Origin of the sequence: Maribellus comscasis (assembly GCF_009762775.1) — a bacterium.
In the GTDB taxonomy this organism is placed as follows: Bacteria; Bacteroidota; Bacteroidia; order Bacteroidales; family Prolixibacteraceae; genus Draconibacterium; species Draconibacterium comscasis.
In genome coordinates this window covers 7,631,880-7,649,108 of sequence record NZ_CP046401.1, presented here as the reverse complement: position 1 = coordinate 7,649,108, position 17,229 = coordinate 7,631,880, and the positions used below count along the sequence as shown (strand labels likewise).

The 17,229-nt window shown below is 37.5% G+C and carries 22 protein-coding genes; 4 read left to right on the top strand and 18 right to left on the bottom strand.

The window, feature by feature from the left end; translation table 11 throughout:
* Positions 1-37: 37 nt before the first annotated feature.
* The 5 genes from GM418_RS30795 to istA (GM418_RS30775) all read right to left on the bottom strand — a co-directional run bounded on the left by GM418_RS30795 (position 38) and on the right by istA (GM418_RS30775) (position 3,682).
* Positions 38-247: an integrase core domain-containing protein gene (locus GM418_RS30795; protein ID WP_158872118.1), complete on the bottom strand. Its 210-nt coding sequence runs from the start codon at positions 245-247 to the stop codon at positions 38-40.
* Positions 248-255: 8 nt separating this feature from the next.
* Positions 256-894 (bottom strand): IS3 family transposase, encoded by a 639-nt coding sequence (locus tag GM418_RS30790; protein ID WP_158872116.1) that lies wholly within the window; start codon positions 892-894, stop codon positions 256-258.
* Positions 894-1,265 (bottom strand): transposase, encoded by a 372-nt coding sequence (locus GM418_RS30785; RefSeq protein ID WP_119350741.1) that lies wholly within the window; start codon positions 1,263-1,265, stop codon positions 894-896. The genes GM418_RS30790 and GM418_RS30785 overlap by 1 nt, the downstream gene beginning before the upstream one ends.
* Before the next feature lie 112 nt (positions 1,266-1,377).
* The gene (gene istB, locus GM418_RS30780; RefSeq protein ID WP_158867302.1) at positions 1,378-2,118 is read right to left on the bottom strand and encodes an IS21-like element helper ATPase IstB; all 741 of its coding nucleotides are present in this window, start codon (positions 2,116-2,118) and stop codon (positions 1,378-1,380) included.
* Positions 2,119-2,134: 16 nt separating this feature from the next.
* Positions 2,135-3,682: an IS21 family transposase gene (istA, locus tag GM418_RS30775; protein WP_158867300.1), complete on the bottom strand. Its 1,548-nt coding sequence runs from the start codon at positions 3,680-3,682 to the stop codon at positions 2,135-2,137.
* Positions 3,683-4,160: 478 nt separating this feature from the next.
* Between istA (GM418_RS30775) and tnpA the strand changes: the two genes are divergently transcribed.
* Positions 4,161-4,580: an IS200/IS605 family transposase gene (gene tnpA, locus GM418_RS30770; protein ID WP_158872146.1), complete on the top strand. Its 420-nt coding sequence runs from the start codon at positions 4,161-4,163 to the stop codon at positions 4,578-4,580.
* Between the two features lie 117 nt (positions 4,581-4,697).
* Here tnpA and GM418_RS30765 read toward each other — a convergent pair whose 3' ends face one another.
* Entirely contained in the window at positions 4,698-5,654 is a 957-nt protein-coding gene (locus GM418_RS30765; RefSeq protein ID WP_158872144.1) for a Fic family protein, read from the bottom strand.
* 53 nt (positions 5,655-5,707) lie between these two features.
* The gene (locus GM418_RS30760) at positions 5,708-6,040 is read right to left on the bottom strand and encodes an IS110 family transposase (RefSeq protein WP_158872142.1); all 333 of its coding nucleotides are present in this window, start codon (positions 6,038-6,040) and stop codon (positions 5,708-5,710) included.
* Between the two features lie 44 nt (positions 6,041-6,084).
* Between GM418_RS30760 and GM418_RS30755 the strand changes: the two genes are divergently transcribed.
* Entirely contained in the window at positions 6,085-6,405 is a 321-nt protein-coding gene (locus GM418_RS30755; protein ID WP_158872140.1) for a hypothetical protein, read from the top strand.
* Between the two features lie 176 nt (positions 6,406-6,581).
* Here the strand turns inward: GM418_RS30755 and GM418_RS30750 are convergent, their stop codons facing one another.
* From GM418_RS30750 to GM418_RS30710, 9 genes are all read right to left on the bottom strand, one after another.
* Complete coding sequence (locus GM418_RS30750; protein ID WP_158872138.1) at positions 6,582-7,109, bottom strand: DUF6155 family protein; 528 nt, start codon at positions 7,107-7,109, stop codon at positions 6,582-6,584.
* 49 nt (positions 7,110-7,158) lie between these two features.
* A complete protein-coding gene (locus GM418_RS30745; RefSeq protein ID WP_158872136.1) occupies positions 7,159-7,554 on the bottom strand; it encodes a type II toxin-antitoxin system HicB family antitoxin in 396 nt (131 codons plus the stop codon).
* Between the two features lie 11 nt (positions 7,555-7,565).
* Positions 7,566-7,754 (bottom strand): type II toxin-antitoxin system HicA family toxin, encoded by a 189-nt coding sequence (locus GM418_RS30740; protein WP_158872134.1) that lies wholly within the window; start codon positions 7,752-7,754, stop codon positions 7,566-7,568.
* A gap of 232 nt (positions 7,755-7,986) precedes the next feature.
* Positions 7,987-9,066: a peptidoglycan-binding domain-containing protein gene (locus GM418_RS30735; RefSeq protein ID WP_158872132.1), complete on the bottom strand. Its 1,080-nt coding sequence runs from the start codon at positions 9,064-9,066 to the stop codon at positions 7,987-7,989.
* 348 nt (positions 9,067-9,414) lie between these two features.
* The gene (locus GM418_RS30730; protein WP_158872130.1) at positions 9,415-9,996 is read right to left on the bottom strand and encodes a hypothetical protein; all 582 of its coding nucleotides are present in this window, start codon (positions 9,994-9,996) and stop codon (positions 9,415-9,417) included.
* Positions 9,997-10,148: 152 nt separating this feature from the next.
* Positions 10,149-11,048, bottom strand: a complete 900-nt coding sequence (locus GM418_RS30725) for a hypothetical protein (protein WP_158872128.1) — start codon at positions 11,046-11,048, stop codon at positions 10,149-10,151.
* A 92-nt stretch (positions 11,049-11,140) separates the two neighbouring features.
* Positions 11,141-11,350, bottom strand: coding sequence for an integrase core domain-containing protein (locus GM418_RS30720; protein ID WP_158872118.1), 210 nt, complete (start codon positions 11,348-11,350; stop codon positions 11,141-11,143).
* Positions 11,351-11,358: 8 nt separating this feature from the next.
* Positions 11,359-11,997, bottom strand: coding sequence for an IS3 family transposase (locus GM418_RS30715; RefSeq protein WP_158872116.1), 639 nt, complete (start codon positions 11,995-11,997; stop codon positions 11,359-11,361).
* Entirely contained in the window at positions 11,997-12,200 is a 204-nt protein-coding gene (locus tag GM418_RS30710; RefSeq protein ID WP_217447654.1) for a hypothetical protein, read from the bottom strand. The genes GM418_RS30715 and GM418_RS30710 overlap by 1 nt, the downstream gene beginning before the upstream one ends.
* A 239-nt stretch (positions 12,201-12,439) precedes the next feature.
* Here GM418_RS30710 and istA (GM418_RS30705) point away from each other — a divergent pair, with 239 nt between their 5' ends.
* A complete protein-coding gene (gene istA, locus GM418_RS30705) occupies positions 12,440-13,987 on the top strand; it encodes an IS21 family transposase (RefSeq protein WP_158872126.1) in 1,548 nt (515 codons plus the stop codon).
* Between the two features lie 14 nt (positions 13,988-14,001).
* Positions 14,002-14,739: an IS21-like element helper ATPase IstB gene (istB, locus tag GM418_RS30700; protein WP_158862095.1), complete on the top strand. Its 738-nt coding sequence runs from the start codon at positions 14,002-14,004 to the stop codon at positions 14,737-14,739.
* A gap of 72 nt (positions 14,740-14,811) precedes the next feature.
* On the opposite strand, the gene GM418_RS30695 is transcribed toward istB (GM418_RS30700), so the two are convergent.
* Entirely contained in the window at positions 14,812-15,480 is a 669-nt protein-coding gene (locus GM418_RS30695) for a hypothetical protein (protein WP_158872124.1), read from the bottom strand.
* A gap of 415 nt (positions 15,481-15,895) precedes the next feature.
* Positions 15,896-17,221, bottom strand: coding sequence for an ATP-binding protein (locus tag GM418_RS30690; protein ID WP_158872122.1), 1,326 nt, complete (start codon positions 17,219-17,221; stop codon positions 15,896-15,898).
* Between the last annotated feature and the right edge of the window lie 8 nt (positions 17,222-17,229).

The window sequence follows — 17,229 nt, the reverse complement described above, 5'->3', positions numbered from 1 at the left end:
TCTAGTCCTAGAATACGGCTACAGGTTAAACATTGTGTTAAGCTACATTATAAAACACGGTATTTGGTGTTTTGTACCTTAAAGATACATGAAGCCTTTTATTATTGTAAACTTTAATTGCACTTTTTGTTGCCCGTTTTGCATGAGCAGTTGAAAAGAAGCATTGGTCGAGGTAGAACTCGTCTTTCAATATTCCGTTTACCCTTTCTGCAATAGCATTTTCATAACAATGTTTTTCTTCAGTCATACTGATTTTTATGCTTTTCTTTTTAGTTCATTTACATACATATGGCTGCAATACTGCACACCCCTGTCGGAGTGGTGTATAAGCCCGGCCGCTGGCTTTGTGTGCCACAGGGCCTTTCGGAGGGCCCGTAGGCACCCCGCCAGCTCCAGCGAATCGCTGAGGTCATGCCCGATTATCTTCCGTGAATACATGTCCGTTATAAGGGCCAGGTAGCAAAAGCCTTTCACAGTCCGGATATAGGTTATGTCCGAGACCCACACCTGGTTGGGCTTTGTAACCTGCACCTCTTTTATCAGGTTGTTGTATTTGTGGAAATGGTGGTAGGAGTTGGTTGTTTTAGCATAAGCCCTCTTCCTTTTTACCAACATATTATTAGCCCTTAGGATATCAAATAGCGAGTCCCTACCTACCTTGATATGTGTAGATTTAAAAGATGGCAGCAAGGTTTCGTATAACTTGCGTACACCAACCCTTGGCTGCATTTTACGTTCTTCTTTTACAAGCTCTATTACCCGTGATTCAACGGACTTATACCGTTTCCACCGTTGCTGGTATTTATAGTATGCATCGCGCTTAAGGTTAAAGCAAGCACATACTTTTGACATGCTTGCTATAGCTGTTTGTTTCGTAATCGCAGCAGCCTTCATCAGGGCTTGATGTTTAAATTTTTTTTTAACTCATCCACGTTCTTGTACCCCAGTTTTTCTGCTGCCACTTCCAGATATGAGTCCAGGGCCAATTTGTCGAGGTCTTTCTTAATTAACAACTCTTTTAGTTGCTTGATTTCCTTTTGCAAGGCTTTCAGTCGGGATGTTTCTCCTTCTGTTTCCACTAGAATTCTTGTGTTCATTAAATCTTTCCGGTTGTACTTTTTTACCCATTCATTTATGGTAGTCCGGTTAACGCCATAAATGTCCCCTAGTTCTCTCTTGGAATATTTTCCTGTACTAAGTTCGGCTAAAATTTTGAGTTTGAACCCCTCGCTGTATCTTCTTAAGATACCATCATTTTTATACATATTTGCTACATTTTGTGTAGCCTTTTTTTAGGTGGTTATTTCGGTCTGACCATGCCACACTTTTCGGTTGAAACCGTGCCACTTTGAGAGATGGTACAATTATACAAAAAAATTAATCTTGATTCTTTAAAATTCCTTTTCTCAAGGATTCTCCTTTTAGGTCGAACCGGTGAGATGAGTTAACAATCCGGTCAAGGATTGCATCGGCAATAGTACCTTCACCGATAATATCGTACCATACAGAAACCGGAATCTGGGACACAACAATTGTTGAAGTTTTGTTGTACCTGTCGTCGATAATATCCATTAATGCTTCACGACTGTGGTTGTCCAGTGCCTGTAAGCCAAAATCATCGAGGATCAACAGGCTTGTTTTCTGCAGCTTGTTCAGTTCTTTCAGGTAAGTACCGTCAGTTTTAGCCAGCTTCATCCTTGCAAACAAACGTGCTGTGTTTGTATACAAAGTTTTTAATCCGTTAAAACAAGCCTGGTGCCCCAATGCCTGGGCCAGGTAACTTTTACCAACGCCCGATGCCCCGGTGATTATCAGGTTTTCTTTACGGTTGATAAAGTCGAGTGTTGCAATGCGGTTAAACATGTTTCGGTCGAGGTTACGCGATGGGGCAAAACGCACTTCTTCCACGCTTGCTTTTTGGCGGAAAGCTGCTTGTTTTAAAAGCCTTTGTATTTTCTGGTTCTGCCTGCTTTCCCATTCATGGTCAGTAAGCAGGGCCAGGTACTCATCGGGGGTGAGCTCTTGTAAACCATTGTTTTTTACATGTTGCAAATGCAGGTCGGCCATTGCGCCAATACGCATCTGCCTTAGTTTCTCAACTGTCTGATTGTTGTTCATATTAAAAATTTTAGAGTTATTTATAAGCCGCTGCCCCGCGCAAATTGTTGTGTGCAGGAATGTGCGGGACATTGGTGTTTTCTTCCGGGAAAGGAAGTGTATCCATATTGTTTTTAAGGATATTGCTAATGCGCCTAAGGGAATAAGTTTCGACAAGCAAGGCTCTTTTACAGGCATTGTCTAAACGCAGGGAACCATAAGACCGATGGAGCTGGATAATGCCCATTGCCCGTTTATAGACTGGCTCAGGGTAGTCACAGTTACTGACCAACTGGTCTATAACTGCCAACACGTTGGGGCCATGTTTGGAAGCTATCCTTCTAAAAAAATCCGGGTTCCATTCAGAATATGCTTTATGGGTACTGCTCAAATGCTCTTTGATAGTATTGTAACTTCCCCTGGTGTAATTACGTTTGTGGAGGGCAATACGCTGGTGGTTATAATACACTTCTACGGTGGATGCGGTATAATGGATAAGTGTTGATTTCCCGATGTACCGGTAAGGGACACTGTAATAACTTTTCTCGGTAGAAAAATAGACATAGCCAATCTTCTGGACTTTTGCCCTGCGGTAATCTTTCAACTGGTAAGCAGTGTCGGGTAGTGGTTTAAGGTAAGCACGTTCCACTGATTGAAAAAGTTCCCGGCGGCTGGCTTGTTTTCTCTGAAACAACAAGTTATTATATCCTTTTAAAAGTTTTCTGATCTCACGGTTCAGATCTTCGAGCGAAAAGAAGTCCATATCCCTTAAGGGATAATAAATACGCTGGTAGGCGAGGTTAACGGCGTTTTCGACCAATGCTTTGTCTTGTGGGGCATAGCTGCGTGTTGGGTTGATAACACATCCGTAATGACGGGCAAAATCTTTGAACGTCCGGTTTATCTCTGGTTCGTACTTGCTTGCACGGGTAACTGCCGATTTTAAATTGTCCGATACAATAGCTTTGGGCACACCGCCAAAGAATGAAAGGGCACGAGCCGTACAAGAAATAAGGTCTTCGCGTTTTTGGCTTAAGCAAGCTGTAACATAGGCGTACTGGCTGTTGGGCAGCAAAGCGACAAAGACTTCTACCGGGATAAGCTCTCCGGTTTCTTTATTAATGATATGTAATTTTTTGCCTGCAAAATCAATGTACATCTCCCTTCCGGCTTCATGCTCCAGTTTCATAGAACCTTTCACCTGGTCGTATTTTCGGTGGTAATGTTCCATAAACTGGGTATAACTGTACGGATTGGAAACCTGGCCCTGGTATTCCTGGTAATGGTACATAAAAGTAAACCCGGGGTGGTTACGTTGTTGGTTTACTTTGTCGAACCAGGCCATCAGCTCGTCGTACCGGTTGGTAATAAGTGTAGTGTGTGCTGTAAAAAGTTCCCCCAACTGGTGAGGATCCATTGTCAGCATTTCCCTGATACTGTAATCGCTGGACTTTGCCAGCTTGATGTAATTGTTGACTGTGTTGCGCGAAATACTCAAAAGATCGCCAATCTGCCGGTTGCTTAAACCCTCGTTGTGCAACGATAAAATCTGTTTTAAATCCATCGGATCAAGTTTGTTTGCCATATCCAGAAAAAATCTGCGATATAGCATGTTTTAACTGATCTCCCAAAGTGGCACAAAACGAACCGTTAGAGTAACCGGACCTGACCGGAGTGGCACAAAACGAGCCGAAAATTATCCGCTTTTTAGCTACCCGGTGGCACAGTTTGAACCGAAATCAGTGGCACAAACCACTCCGAAATCGGTGGCACAAAACGAACCAGAATAGCCATTAGGACGGGTCAACCTTGCCCATAACGGTGGTGGTATGAGGTCGTGGCGGTCAGACGAGAGTCTGAGTGTCCGACCGAAAACGAGGTTGGGACGAGATTCGACTTGTCGAATCCGTACAAACCCAGCCATGACTTATACCACGTGTTAGGTTTAGTTCAAATTGAAAACCCACGTTCTCTGAACGTGGTCAGAGCCGTTTTACGGGTTTGCCAATAAAGGACTCATTGCTTACTTTCCAAAGTTGTGTCCGCAACAAACAGAAAGAACAATGAGTCGATTTAAAAAGTTATCACATGCAGTATGGCATTGTACCTACCATATTGTATGGACACCTAAATATAGGTATAGAATTTTGGAAGGAGAAATAAAAAATGAAGTTGAAAACTGCATACGAATGTTTTCTGGTCAGAAAGGCTGCACAATTGAAGAACTCAATGTACAGTTTGACCATGTACACTTATTGGTAATGGTTCCGCCCAAAGTTTCCATATCAGATTTGATGGGCATTTTGAAGGGTCGGACAGCAATCCGTGTATTTAACAAGTTCAAATACTTGAAACAAAAGCCTTATTGGGGCAATCATTTGTGGTCGAAAGGCTACTGTGTTGATACAGTTGGTTTGGATGCCGAAATGATAAAGAGATATGTGAAATTTCAAGAGAACCAAGATAAAAGAGAAGGACAGTAGTAGTATTAATAAATGCGGAGACAACAAACTTTTACCTTCTTTGAGGGTAAAGGTATTTTATCCCCTTTTAGGGGTTATCCCAAAGCCACGTCCTCTGGGCGTGGTTGTTTACTTTTTTTATTTGTATTTATATTTTGTTGTTCTTTTGTCACCCCGTTTCTCAATAATTCCATCGTCAACAGCAACTTTCAAGTCTCTACTTGCAGTTGCTTGAGATATATTTTTAAATGCCCTTAAATAATCTTGTCTTGAAAATTCTTTCGCGCCAATTATTTCTTTAAAATTCAAAATTCTGTCATTGTTTGTTAAGTTTATATTTTGAACTTTTAGCAATTCTTCCAAAGCATCTTGTATAATTTCCAGCATGAATTCAATAAATGAAGTAGAAGCTCCTTGTTTGTCTGATTTTCCGAGGACATTATAATATTCTTGTTGTCTTAATTTTACTAAACTTTCAATCGGGAGAAATTCAAAAACAGGGGAGTGTTCCTTTAAAATCATGGTTTGCCAAAGTCTTCCCATTCTACCATTGCCGTCTATGAATGGGTGAATAAACTCAAATTCGTAATGAAATACACAGCTTTTTATAAGAATTAAATCGTTGTCGTTTCTGAGGTATTCAAATAAATCGGTCATTAAAGAATGAACCATTTCTCCGGGTGGCGCGATGTGGGCGATATCGCTGCCCTTTACAATCCCTACTGAACCGGTTCTAAGTTTTCCCGGATTTTCAATCAAATCTTTCATTAGAATCTCATGTGCTTTACACAAAAATTTCAATTCGTAAACCTTGAATTTATTTAGTTGATTATAAACCTTGATTGCATTTTTGACTTCTAAAATATCTTTTTTCGGAGCAAGAATTCTTTTATTGTCAAGGAGGTCTGTGATTTGCTCAATAGTCAAGGTATTTCCTTCAATTTCCAATGAAGACTGAATTGTTTTTATCCGATTTCTTTTTCTTAATTCAGTAGGAGGTTTGTATAAATGAGCAGCATTTACTTCTCCGATTTTTTCAGATATAGAAGCAATTAAGTTTAAAATCTTACTTGTTATTTCGTATGGTGGTTTCATAGTTTATTTCTTTGATACTATCATTTGATATTATCAAAAATAGTCATAATTGTTTATGCTGCAATTCTTTTTCCAAAATTAAACCTAACGGTTGGTACATCATGTTTTGTAAACTTTCCATTGCACAGGATCACTTCAATTCCGTGTTTTTGCAACTCTACGTAGAGGTTTTGCCAGTAATCACCTGTCGATTCCATTGCTACAGTAGTGATTCCGTATGACAACAACCATTCGCATAGTTTAATCAAATCTTCTGCGTAAACACCAAATTCTTTCACATCCTCCAGTGCTTGTCCCACTGCAACAAAATGAGATTTGCTTCCCACATCGATTCCAGCTGCATTGTGGTTTACCACTTCCATTTCAATTTTCTTTTTCCTTGGCATAATTTCATTTTTAGTTTTTTTAATGACCCTAAGGAAATGTATATTTGAATCGAAAATTATTCAGAACGGGGTTGCCAATCGGCACCACCACTGTAATTATCAACAGGCCTTTGAAATTGGACTTCAAGGGCTTTTTTCATTTCAACCAGAATGCGCCACGGGCTTTAAAAGCACCATTTAAAAAATCGGTTACACAAAGGGTCTGGTCAAAAATAGCAGAAGTTTCATTCGGAGAGCAACACGCGTTAGCAACAGTAGTTAATTGGCTCGGAAAGAATAGAGTAAATTATTTGAACTCTATTCTGGATGTGCTTATGTGGGGAATTGGCTATAACGGTTGGTGCAAGTGGAGTGCGGGATTTTGAAACGGTTTCCTGTCAAACCCGCACGTAGCCAAGCCGGCTTTTAGTTAAACATTATTTTTAAACCGTCATCCGTCAAAGACGGATTGGCGGTGGTTGAACAATGCGAAAACGCTGGAATACCACGCCCGCCCGCATTACATTTGCACTTTGTTATAGCCAGTGTTTTATTTTTTTCTTCAGTTATTTTCCAAATAGTCAGCGTAAAAATCAATGTAAACTTGGGCAATATAATCATGGAAACCCCATCCGATATCACTTGTATCTGACATTACTTTTTGGGCTCTGCTCGCAAATTTTTCAAGTACTCCATTTTCATACATCAAATTCAAAGCTTGTTCGTAAGTCTTTTCCAGACTTGAATAAAAACTTTCATTTATATCTCCAAAGTCATTTGTAAATTCTACTCCTGTTTCAACATAAAAGAGCATTAAGTCAGCTAAACTATCATTGGATACGCCAAGTTTTTTGAAATCACTTATAGCTTTTTTGCCCTCTTTCAAGTTATAGCCAAATCCTCTTTTAGGAAAGAATGTTTCGAATACTTTATCACGATATTTTGACAATAGCTCATTTTCATTAGGATTTACGTAAAAATCAAAGTATTCCTTAACTGATTTATTCTTTTTGTATAATTCACCTATCAAGTCAATGAGTTGTTTTTTATCTAAGTTTTTAAGATTGTTTTTTACTTCACGAATACCCATTGCGCTTTCTATTTAAATACAGGTTATTTAAACTTTAATTGCCTGACTTTTAACTTCTATAAATCAGATTCATTTCAGATAATTCCTGTCCAATTTGATGAATTCCACTTAAAATTTTTTCTGTTTGGTTTTCCGATGGCTTTTTGTGTCCTTGCACATATTGAGACAATAGCGTAGGATTCATGCCTATTTTTTCTGCAAGAAATTTTGCATTTAGCACTTTGTAATATTGGAAGAATTGAGCGAAGTCAATCTCAAATTTTAAATTCTCGTGTGAAACTTCATATTCATCCTCAAAATGTAACTGGGTTGCTTCGAGTGCATTATTTATTAATTCAGGAATAGTTCTACCAGTTGTAAATATTGGGTATTCCTCGGAATATGCCGAAAAACCAGTCTTTGTTTTTTCAACTGTTATTTTGATTTTTTTCTTATAATTTTTCATAATTCCTGTTTTTAAATTGTTATTCCTGCATCTTTCAGAATTTTTTTCTCAAGTCCCTTTCCAACTTCTTGGCTTCCATGATTTGGGAAAATTATTATTCCATCCTTTTGGTCGTGTTTCATTTTTACATGCGAGCCTTTTTGTGAAATAGGATACCAGCCATCTTTTTTCAAGAGCCGGAATAATTCTGAACATTTCATTTATTATAATTTTTCTAAGTCACCCTCAAAAGTAAATAATAATTTACTTTTGAGCAAGAATATTTTTTTAGGAATTCCTCATTTTAACATTGGCTATAACGGTAAATTGTATGAGTAGTGGCAGATTGCGTGGTAAATCCCAGTCAAACCGCTACGCAGTTTGAGCGGGCTACAAACCTTGATATTTACCACATCGCCTGCCATTACTTGTACAAAATGTTATGGGGTGTTATTAGAATGTTGATGAAAAATTTCCTGATGATAATTTGATAGTACCATTTGCTAATGTTTCAATACTATTATTTCCACATTTTAAAGTATAACTTCTCTTTATCCTCTTGGAAAAACATATCTTCCTTTCAATTTGACACCCTTCATTACTTTCTACTTTTTGCCCCTCAATGATTTTGAAATCATATGAATTTGTTCCATCCGTTAAAGTCAACTTTAATTGTCCGCTTGTTGAAATCTCAATTGACATTAAGTCGTTGGCACCTGATACACTAAGTTCTCCATTATCAGTCAGGCAAATTTCAAATTCTAAAATATTGTCATTTTCTTCGATGTATTTCAAAAAGTCATCCGAATCATCGAATTTAGCGTGGTGTAAATCCTCATTAATTGTAAACCTAGAATTATATTTATCCAATTTCAATGCTTTCTTATAATCATTAATTGCGATACTGGTTTTTCCACCTTTTAAACCATCTATTTTACCTTTGTAGAATCCCATCTCCTTTAACTCCTTTTGAAGAATGACTGTATTGTATCCATCAGATATGAGATTCCCGTTACTATTTGATAAGTATATTTTTTGAGCACCGTTTAAATCGATATATTTTAACTCAGGATGAGAAAAAATTCTGTTATCCAAATAAAATGAAATATCTGTTTTTATTGATTTTTTTAATAATGAGGATAATTCAATTGTTTCAGGATAAAATGTATTGTGAAAGACTAAGTTTCTACAATAGTCATAAATATTTAATCCTATCTCATCAATGTTGTAGAAAATTTTTGTTGCATAATCAGTCCCAAGTGTTTTGTAATTAGAATAAACATATATCAATGTACTTGGATTGCTGCTGTTTGGAATTGCAAGCGTTTCATAAGTAATATATACCTTCATTTTATCAAAAGAGTCACCTGTTGTAAGACCTGTTATTAGTTTTTTCCCTTTAGATTCTAAATTCTTCGTTCCAGAGATTGTTACTTCTCTACAAACTACGCCTTGTGAATATAATGACTGAGTAAAAAAAACAATTATTAGAATTGAACATAACTTACTAAGAATGCGTTTTTGTGTTTTCATAATATAGTTTTTAGTTAGTAATTATATTATTGAACTTGTCCGATTTTCTAATTCTGACTAACGTAAAATTTAGTCTCTGATTTTCAGTTGTTTAAGATTTACTCAAATTTATCATTTTTTAGCTCATTTTCGCACCCCATTTTTACGTTAGCAACAGGATTTAATAAGCTCTGGAAGGTTAGATAATTTTATTTGTTTTTCTAATCTGGAAGTGCTTATGTGGCGAATAAAGCCTAACGGTCACTTGTATGTGGTCGGGCGGGATTTCCACAAGAAATCCTGTCAGACCGGCAGTAAAGTGGGCGCAAGGTCTGACTTGTCAGACCGCTAAAACCCCCGCCTGCCATATTACAATTTGTTAGGCTTAGTATTTTTTTTATCGTATCCATCTCTCAATTGTGAAAAGAAAATTGAATCGTTCGTAAATGTCAAATTTGTCTCGCCATAATCCTTGTTCTCAACTCTGTCAACTATGATAGTGTCAACAAATGAGTCCATCTCATTCACGTGTATTTTCAGTTTTCCTTTTTTTGCGAAATCAATAATAATCCATCTTAACTCTCCTGTTAAATAGGCGTATGGATGTTCTTGGTCTCGGATTCTAATTAGTGAGTCACTTTCTGTGAATAGAACTTTACTTTCCATTTCTAATTTTGTCCCCAGCGTGTCGGGAATCAAAACAGGTTTGTCGGAGTAACTTTCTAAATAGACAATTATTTGCCTAAATGTAAAATCATTGGGTTCTCCATTATCTTCTTTTTTACAATAATTCACTAAATCATCGTAGCCCAAATAATAGTCAATATTCGAGGTACTGTATATTACAGTTTCTTGATTTTGAAATCCATTCAAAACCACGGTCTTTCTATTGTGTCCGTTACAGGAAACAAGCATCATTAATACTGCTATTATTTGGATGAGTCTTTTCATTAATATTAAGCCTAACGGTCACTTGTAAGTTGTCGTTGCGGATTTCGGAGCTCATTCCTGTCCGGTAGGACGGAACGATGTTGCGAGAATCCGGCGTACGACACACCACGAACCCCGCAATGCAATTTACAATTTGTTAGGTTTTCGTGGTTTTATTCTATTGTAATTTCCTTACTCATATAAAGTTTTCCTAACCAAATCTGTCCATCATTCTGAACAACATCTTTTTTGTCAACTTGACTAAGTCCGGGAAACATAAATGTTGCATTGTATTGACCATTTGGCACTTCCTCAAAGTTATTATAAACTATTGTAATCGTTTTTGTTTCATTGCCATTTATAATTGACATCCATTCTTTTTTCCATGATTTATTTGATTCGGGTTGAATATGTTGTTCTTTATGCGAAAATTCATAATAGTTTCCTAAGTTTCCAATAAATAGTCCATTAGTAAAATAATGAAATAGTCCAATTCCCATTTTGTCTGGGTCTAAGTAGTAATAATTGAAAGGGTCATTGTTTTTTAGTTGCAATTCAACTTTTACATTATTAGAAGATGAATAATGAATTGATTTAATTTCGCAATCTAATCCGGCATAAAATTGGTCATATTTTTTTAAGGCATTAATTATTCTTTCATCTTCTCTTGGGTCAGGTGAAACATTTCCCGATGTATCTCTTACTAACAGAAAGCTTATCGGAATTATATAGTCTGCATAAAAAGAAGGATGAGTATTGATAACAACAGAACCAATCGGTAAAAATGAAGAATATCCGGGTTGTGTTTGACCTGAATAAATTTCATTTCCATCGGCATAAACCGAAAAACCTCCAATACCTTCAATATCATCTGCAAACGATTTATTATTTTTCAAATAAATCAAGTGGGTTGAATAATCATAATAATCAATGTCATTATGGTTTATTACCACTTTACTACCTGATACAATACAAAATCCATCTGTAAGTTTTCGGTCAAAATCAATCTCGCTTTTATCACAACCGGTTAATAGAATAACAGCAATAAATAAAAAGGCAAATGTTGTTTTCATTGTTTTAGTTTTTTTTATAGATGAATCTATATTGTAATCGGTTGCTTTTACCATGTCTAGTCCTAGAATACGGCTACAGGTTAAACATTGTGTTAAGCTACATTATAAAACACGGTATTTGGTGTTTTGTACCTTAAAGATACATGAAGCCTTTTATTATTGTAAACTTTAATTGCACTTTTTGTTGCCCGTTTTGCATGAGCAGTTGAAAAGAAGCATTGGTCGAGGTAGAACTCGTCTTTCAATATTCCGTTTACCCTTTCTGCAATAGCATTTTCATAACAATGTTTTTCTTCAGTCATACTGATTTTTATGCTTTTCTTTTTAGTTCATTTACATACATATGGCTGCAATACTGCACACCCCTGTCGGAGTGGTGTATAAGCCCGGCCGCTGGCTTTGTGTGCCACAGGGCCTTTCGGAGGGCCCGTAGGCACCCCGCCAGCTCCAGCGAATCGCTGAGGTCATGCCCGATTATCTTCCGTGAATACATGTCCGTTATAAGGGCCAGGTAGCAAAAGCCTTTCACAGTCCGGATATAGGTTATGTCCGAGACCCACACCTGGTTGGGCTTTGTAACCTGCACCTCTTTTATCAGGTTGTTGTATTTGTGGAAATGGTGGTAGGAGTTGGTTGTTTTAGCATAAGCCCTCTTCCTTTTTACCAACATATTATTAGCCCTTAGGATATCAAATAGCGAGTCCCTACCTACCTTGATATGTGTAGATTTAAAAGATGGCAGCAAGGTTTCGTATAACTTGCGTACACCAACCCTTGGCTGCATTTTACGTTCTTCTTTTACAAGCTCTATTACCCGTGATTCAACGGACTTATACCGTTTCCACCGTTGCTGGTATTTATAGTATGCATCGCGCTTAAGGTTAAAGCAAGCACATACTTTTGACATGCTTGCTATAGCTGTTTGTTTCGTAATCGCAGCAGCCTTCATCAGGGCTTGATGTTTAAATTTTTTTTTAACTCATCCACGTTCTTGTACCCCAGTTTTTCTGCTGCCACTTCCAGATATGAGTCCAGGGCCAATTTGTCGAGGTCTTTCTTAATTAACAACTCTTTTAGTTGCTTGATTTCCTTTTGCAAGGCTTTCAGTCGGGATGTTTCTCCTTCTGTTTCCACTAGAATTCTTGTGTTCATTAAATCTTTCCGGTTGTACTTTTTTACCCATTCATTTATGGTAGTCCGGAAAAAACGGTCAAACTGACCACCCCAGGCCGGAATAAAATGACCACCCTCGCCAGTTTAAACTGACCACCGCGTGCCGGAGCAAATTGACCACCAGCGCCGGACTAAAGTGACCACCCACCAAAAGAGATTGATTTTACTTCTGTCGAAGCCATAATTTCATACTGATTTAAACAAATTAATATGAAAACATGGCTAATAAATTAATCGACATGAGTAAAGTAAGAAAAGTCATTCAGTTACACCACCAGGGAAAAGCAAAGCAATTTATCAGTAGGTACCTGGGCCTTTCACGCAATACGGTCAAGAAGTATATCGCTCTATACAAGGTGTTAAACCTTACAATTGATGATATTGATAAGAAGAGTGATTCCGAGCTGGAAAAGATCTTTAGCAGGGATACCGAAGATGTTCTTTCCCCAAAGCTAAAAAAGGTTTATAACTTCTTTCCCTACATGGAGCGTGAATTAAAAAAGACCGGCGTTACCAAACAGCTGATGTGGGAAGAATATTATGAAAAACATCCCGATGGACTAAAACTAAGCCAGTTTAAAGCCCACTACCTGCGTTGGAATAAAAAGGTTAACCCGGTAATGCATATGGAGCATAAAGCAGGCGATAAGATGTTTATTGACTACGCTGGCAAAACCCTGGAAATTATCAATAAAGAAACAGGCGAGATTGAAGAGGTACAGTTTTTTGTTGCCATACTGGGGGCCAGTCAATACACCTATGCAGAAGCCTCACCGAGCCAACAAAAAGAAGACTTTGTTGCTTCGGTTGAAAATGCACTGCACTTTTACGGGGGAGTTCCTGCAGCTATTGTCCCTGATAACCTAAAGTCTGCCGTAACCAAAAGCAGCCGGTTTGAACCTACCATTAACGAAACGTTTATGGACTTTGCCGAACATTACGGTACAACAGTTCTTCCGGCTCGGGCTTACCGTCCCCGGGACAAGTCACTGGCAGAAGGAGCAGTCAAGATATTATACCAAAGAATATATCCGGCCTTGCGCGGCAAAGATTTTTACAGTTTAGAAGAGCTTAACAGTGCAATTTGGGATGAACTGGACAAGCATAACAACAAAAAGTTAACCGGCAGGCCAACGTCCCGGTATCAATTATTCGTTGAAGACGAAAAAGGCAAGCTTACCGCATTACCTGTAGAAAAATACGAGATTAAAGAAATAGCAATAGCCACCGTAGCCATGAACGGGCACGTGCTGTTAAGCAAAGACAAACATTATTACAGCGTTCCGTGTCAGTATTTAAAGAAGAAGGTAAAGCTGGTGTTTACATCAAAAACCGTTGAAATATACCATAAATACAACCGCATAGCTTTGCACAAAAGAGATGGACGTAAATACTTCTACACCACAAACAAAGACCACCTGGCAACAACACACCAGTTTGTTACCGACTGGACACCGCAGCGTTTTATCAACTGGGCAGCTTCAATTGACGAGAGTGTAAAGGAATTTATAATCAATGTGCTGGAAAGAAAACAACACCCTGAACAATCCTATAAAAGCTGTATGGGCGTATTGGCTTTTGCCAAAAAGGTTGGGGAAGAAAGGCTTGCCAATGCGTGTAAACGTGCATTGGAACATCAGGTTTACAACTACAAAATCATACAAAAGATACTGGAAAAAGGGTTGGATAAACTTGATGATGAAAAACCGGACGAACCGGAACTTCCTTTTCATAACAACATAAGGGGAGGAAAATATTACAGCTGATAAAGTAAAAAACAATGAACGAAGTAACATTAACACGAATGAAACAGATGAAGCTCCATGGTATGCATGGGGCTTTTAAAACAGCTGTCGAAACAGGTAAAACCGATGATTACACCATCGACCAGTTTGTATCGATGATAACAGATGCCGAGTGGGACGATCGCAACAACCGCAAGATAGAGCGATTGATAAAAAATGCAAGGTTCCACTATAAAGCAACCATTGAAAACGTGGTGTACGAACATACAAGAAATATCGATCGGACAAAACTGTTAAGACTGGCTGAATGCGATTTTATTAATAAAAACGAGAATGTATTAATATCGGGCAGCACCGGTGCCGGCAAAAGCTACATTGCAACAGCCTTAGGGTATCAGGCCTGTATCGAGGGATACAGGGTTTTGTACTTTAATACAACCAAGCTGTTTTCTAAACTAAAAATGGCAAAAGCCGATGGATCTTATCTCAAAGAACTTGCAAAAATGGCCAGGCATCAGTTAATAATACTCGATGACTTTGGCCTGCAACCCTTAGATAGCCAAAACCGGATAGCTCTGTTAGAGTTAATTGAAGATAGGCACAATAAAGGATCTATGCTTGTAACATCACAGCTGCCCGTTAGTAAGTGGTATGAAATAATCGGGGAGAAAACGATTGCCGATGCCATACTTGACCGGTTGATCCATCAATCGCACAGGATTGAGCTGATGGGTGAATCGATGAGAAAAAAACGAAACATTTATAGTGAATAAAAAACAGTAAATTTGTTGTAATCTGACAGAAGAAAAACGTTCTCTTTTTGTTGAAAATGGTCGATGGTCAATTTAAATTGGCCTGGGGTGGTCAGTTTGACTGGCGTTTCCAATCCGATTTAGTTTTTGTTTTAGAATAACAGAATAAATCTCAGAAGCAACACCAAATAAAACTATTATGCCAAGTCCAATAGCTAAGTAAAATCTAGTAATTGATTCGAATCTTTGAAATAGAGTGAAAGTTAAAATCGTCCATATTAAAGCTATCGGTGCAAGAGGTTTCGAAAACTTTTTTAATCGTCTATTTCGAATATTTATGACCCAACTTTTATACTTATTTTCTTTAGAATAATGTTTATTTAACTTAATAAATGCGGGGAGAGCTCGATTCAATTGATTTGTCTCGGAAAGAGCATATGCATAGTTCCATAAAATTTGCTCAAAATATGGTAATGAATATACCTTCTTTAAGTCTTGGTTTGGTGCATTCTCAAACATTTGGATTGCTTTTTCAAGAACAATTGCTCCGTGAACTCTATTTCCTGTAGCTACAAGACTAACACCATATTCACAATCTAATCTTAATTTTGCATTATAATGTTCTTCATCTTTATCAATATCGATGTTATGAATTGATTCCAAGTTATTTTCATAAAACTTAATATATTCTCGACTATTGGATTTGTCTAGTTTATTAAATTCATTTTCTAATTCTTGTATGCTTTTGATATTTGACTCCATTTAAAGAATATTAGTTAATTTTCTATCATTAGAGTAATTCATATTATCTTTTCTATGCTGACCTTGTCGCATGATGCACAACGGTTACCTGTATGTGGCGTAGACGATTGCGGGCTACTTTCCTGTCATGCCGAGATGAAGTAAATGCGGGAGATAAACCTGCAATTACCCACAAAACCGGCTATGACATATACAGTTTGTTACCTGCTGGGTTTTATTTTCTTTCATAGAACTACTTCATTTGCAATTTAGCACTGACCTGATTTTGTTTTCGGGTCGGCAAAAAAGCGGTGGAAGACAGGCAAACTCTTTTGCAATTTTTGGTTTCAGCGTTGGCTTGTGCGAATTGCAAATGTGCTTGACTGTGTGGGCTGGTTTAATTTGTCAATGTGCAATTTGTGCAATTATTGTGCAATTACCCATTTTTTAAAATGTAATAAGCTCCAGCTCCCTTTTGCCCACTACTTTCCAACAATTCTTTATTTACTAATTCAATAAGGTCATTACTTGCTGTGTTTCTTGAGCAATCATTTATACTTTGATACTCACTGTTCGTAATCTTGCCTTTTTCTTTTACGTATTTCAAAGCTTCAATTTGCCTCTGATTTAAACCAAGAGACTCAAAATACTCAATGTTGAAACTATCTTTTCTAAACCTCACCCAAAAGCCTGACATGTCGTAATAAAATTTGGGTTGTGGAATACCAAATTGAATACATTCGTTAATTATTTTTATCGTTCCTCTTCCCCAGGATTCAATATATCCACTTCTGAAAAAAGCATTTGCAATGTCTGGATTGTAAGGTTTCGATGGGTGTTTGGTCAATAACTTTTCAATTGTCCAGTTTTCTGGTAATTGTCCTTCATTCCAGAAAAACAATTTATCGTCATACACACTAATTTGAATTGGAACACCGCCTGAATAATCTTTGTGAGAAACGGCATTTAAAAGTGCTTCACGAACAGCATTTTTGGGATATTCATATTTTTCGACCCTGTTTAAACCTTCATAACTGATTGATGATTTGATGTATTTGGTAAAAAGCAAATCCATTGTTTTTTCAACCTGCTCAAAGATGTTTCCCGTAATTTCATCTTGGAATCTCAATTCATCGTCAGTCTCGAAATATCCAATTTTGATAAAAGCTCCAGTAATGTATTGAGTTGGTTTGGGATGAAATAGAAGAATTGCTGCTCTTTTTAAGTAAGTGTTTTCAACCAACTGTAGATTGTCCACCAAGTCTTCATCTGTATCTGTCAAAACATCATCTTCAATCCGTTGCGCTTTAATCGCTTTTTTTCTAAAGAAATCAAAGGTTTCTTTCTTTAAATCGGCAATTGAAATGTTTGGAACAGGAACGCCATCCCATTTTTTCCCTTTACGTTCCAACATAAATTTATCAAGCGCCGCACCTTTTAATTCTTGTTTTGTGCTGCCGCTTCTGTAATGGTATTGACCTTTGTAATTTACAGGGTTTGGATAAGGTTCTACAATTATTTCAATGAATTGCTTTCCATTTTCTACCAGTAAATTAATGTCGCAAACAATCCCCAGGTTGGTAACAATTTTGTTGGGTAAGTCATCCATCAATCTTTTTGCATTATCAATACCAACAACCTCGCCTTTGTCATTTTTGCCAATGTAGATTTTGCCTCCTTGTGCATTGGCAAAACCACAAATCCATTTCAGGTATTCATCGCGCCAGCTTTCTTTCCATTCTATATTTTGATTCTCAGACATATATTTGT

What these genes read in the sequence shown, in the direction of transcription:
- GM418_RS30795 (WP_158872118.1), bottom strand. Translation starts at nt 247, where the DNA reads ATGACTGAAGAAAAACATTGTTATGAAAATGCTATTGCAGAAAGGGTA.
- GM418_RS30790 (WP_158872116.1), bottom strand. Translation starts at nt 894, where the DNA reads ATGAAGGCTGCTGCGATTACGAAACAAACAGCTATAGCAAGCATGTCA.
- GM418_RS30785 (WP_119350741.1), bottom strand. Translation starts at nt 1,265, where the DNA reads ATGTATAAAAATGATGGTATCTTAAGAAGATACAGCGAGGGGTTCAAA.
- istB (WP_158867302.1), bottom strand. Translation starts at nt 2,118, where the DNA reads ATGAACAACAATCAGACAGTTGAGAAACTAAGGCAGATGCGTATTGGC.
- istA (WP_158867300.1), bottom strand. Translation starts at nt 3,682, where the DNA reads ATGGCAAACAAACTTGATCCGATGGATTTAAAACAGATTTTATCGTTG.
- tnpA (WP_158872146.1), top strand. Translation starts at nt 4,161, where the DNA reads ATGAGTCGATTTAAAAAGTTATCACATGCAGTATGGCATTGTACCTAC.
- GM418_RS30765 (WP_158872144.1), bottom strand. Translation starts at nt 5,654, where the DNA reads ATGAAACCACCATACGAAATAACAAGTAAGATTTTAAACTTAATTGCT.
- GM418_RS30760 (WP_158872142.1), bottom strand. Translation starts at nt 6,040, where the DNA reads ATGCCAAGGAAAAAGAAAATTGAAATGGAAGTGGTAAACCACAATGCA.
- GM418_RS30750 (WP_158872138.1), bottom strand. Translation starts at nt 7,109, where the DNA reads ATGGGTATTCGTGAAGTAAAAAACAATCTTAAAAACTTAGATAAAAAA.
- GM418_RS30745 (WP_158872136.1), bottom strand. Translation starts at nt 7,554, where the DNA reads ATGAAAAATTATAAGAAAAAAATCAAAATAACAGTTGAAAAAACAAAG.
- GM418_RS30740 (WP_158872134.1), bottom strand. Translation starts at nt 7,754, where the DNA reads ATGAAATGTTCAGAATTATTCCGGCTCTTGAAAAAAGATGGCTGGTAT.
- GM418_RS30735 (WP_158872132.1), bottom strand. Translation starts at nt 9,066, where the DNA reads ATGAAAACACAAAAACGCATTCTTAGTAAGTTATGTTCAATTCTAATA.
- GM418_RS30730 (WP_158872130.1), bottom strand. Translation starts at nt 9,996, where the DNA reads ATGAAAAGACTCATCCAAATAATAGCAGTATTAATGATGCTTGTTTCC.
- GM418_RS30725 (WP_158872128.1), bottom strand. Translation starts at nt 11,048, where the DNA reads ATGAAAACAACATTTGCCTTTTTATTTATTGCTGTTATTCTATTAACC.
- GM418_RS30720 (WP_158872118.1), bottom strand. Translation starts at nt 11,350, where the DNA reads ATGACTGAAGAAAAACATTGTTATGAAAATGCTATTGCAGAAAGGGTA.
- GM418_RS30715 (WP_158872116.1), bottom strand. Translation starts at nt 11,997, where the DNA reads ATGAAGGCTGCTGCGATTACGAAACAAACAGCTATAGCAAGCATGTCA.
- GM418_RS30710 (WP_217447654.1), bottom strand. Translation starts at nt 12,200, where the DNA reads ATGAACACAAGAATTCTAGTGGAAACAGAAGGAGAAACATCCCGACTG.
- istA (WP_158872126.1), top strand. Translation starts at nt 12,440, where the DNA reads ATGGCTAATAAATTAATCGACATGAGTAAAGTAAGAAAAGTCATTCAG.
- istB (WP_158862095.1), top strand. Translation starts at nt 14,002, where the DNA reads ATGAACGAAGTAACATTAACACGAATGAAACAGATGAAGCTCCATGGT.
- GM418_RS30695 (WP_158872124.1), bottom strand. Translation starts at nt 15,480, where the DNA reads ATGGAGTCAAATATCAAAAGCATACAAGAATTAGAAAATGAATTTAAT.
- GM418_RS30690 (WP_158872122.1), bottom strand. Translation starts at nt 17,221, where the DNA reads ATGTCTGAGAATCAAAATATAGAATGGAAAGAAAGCTGGCGCGATGAA.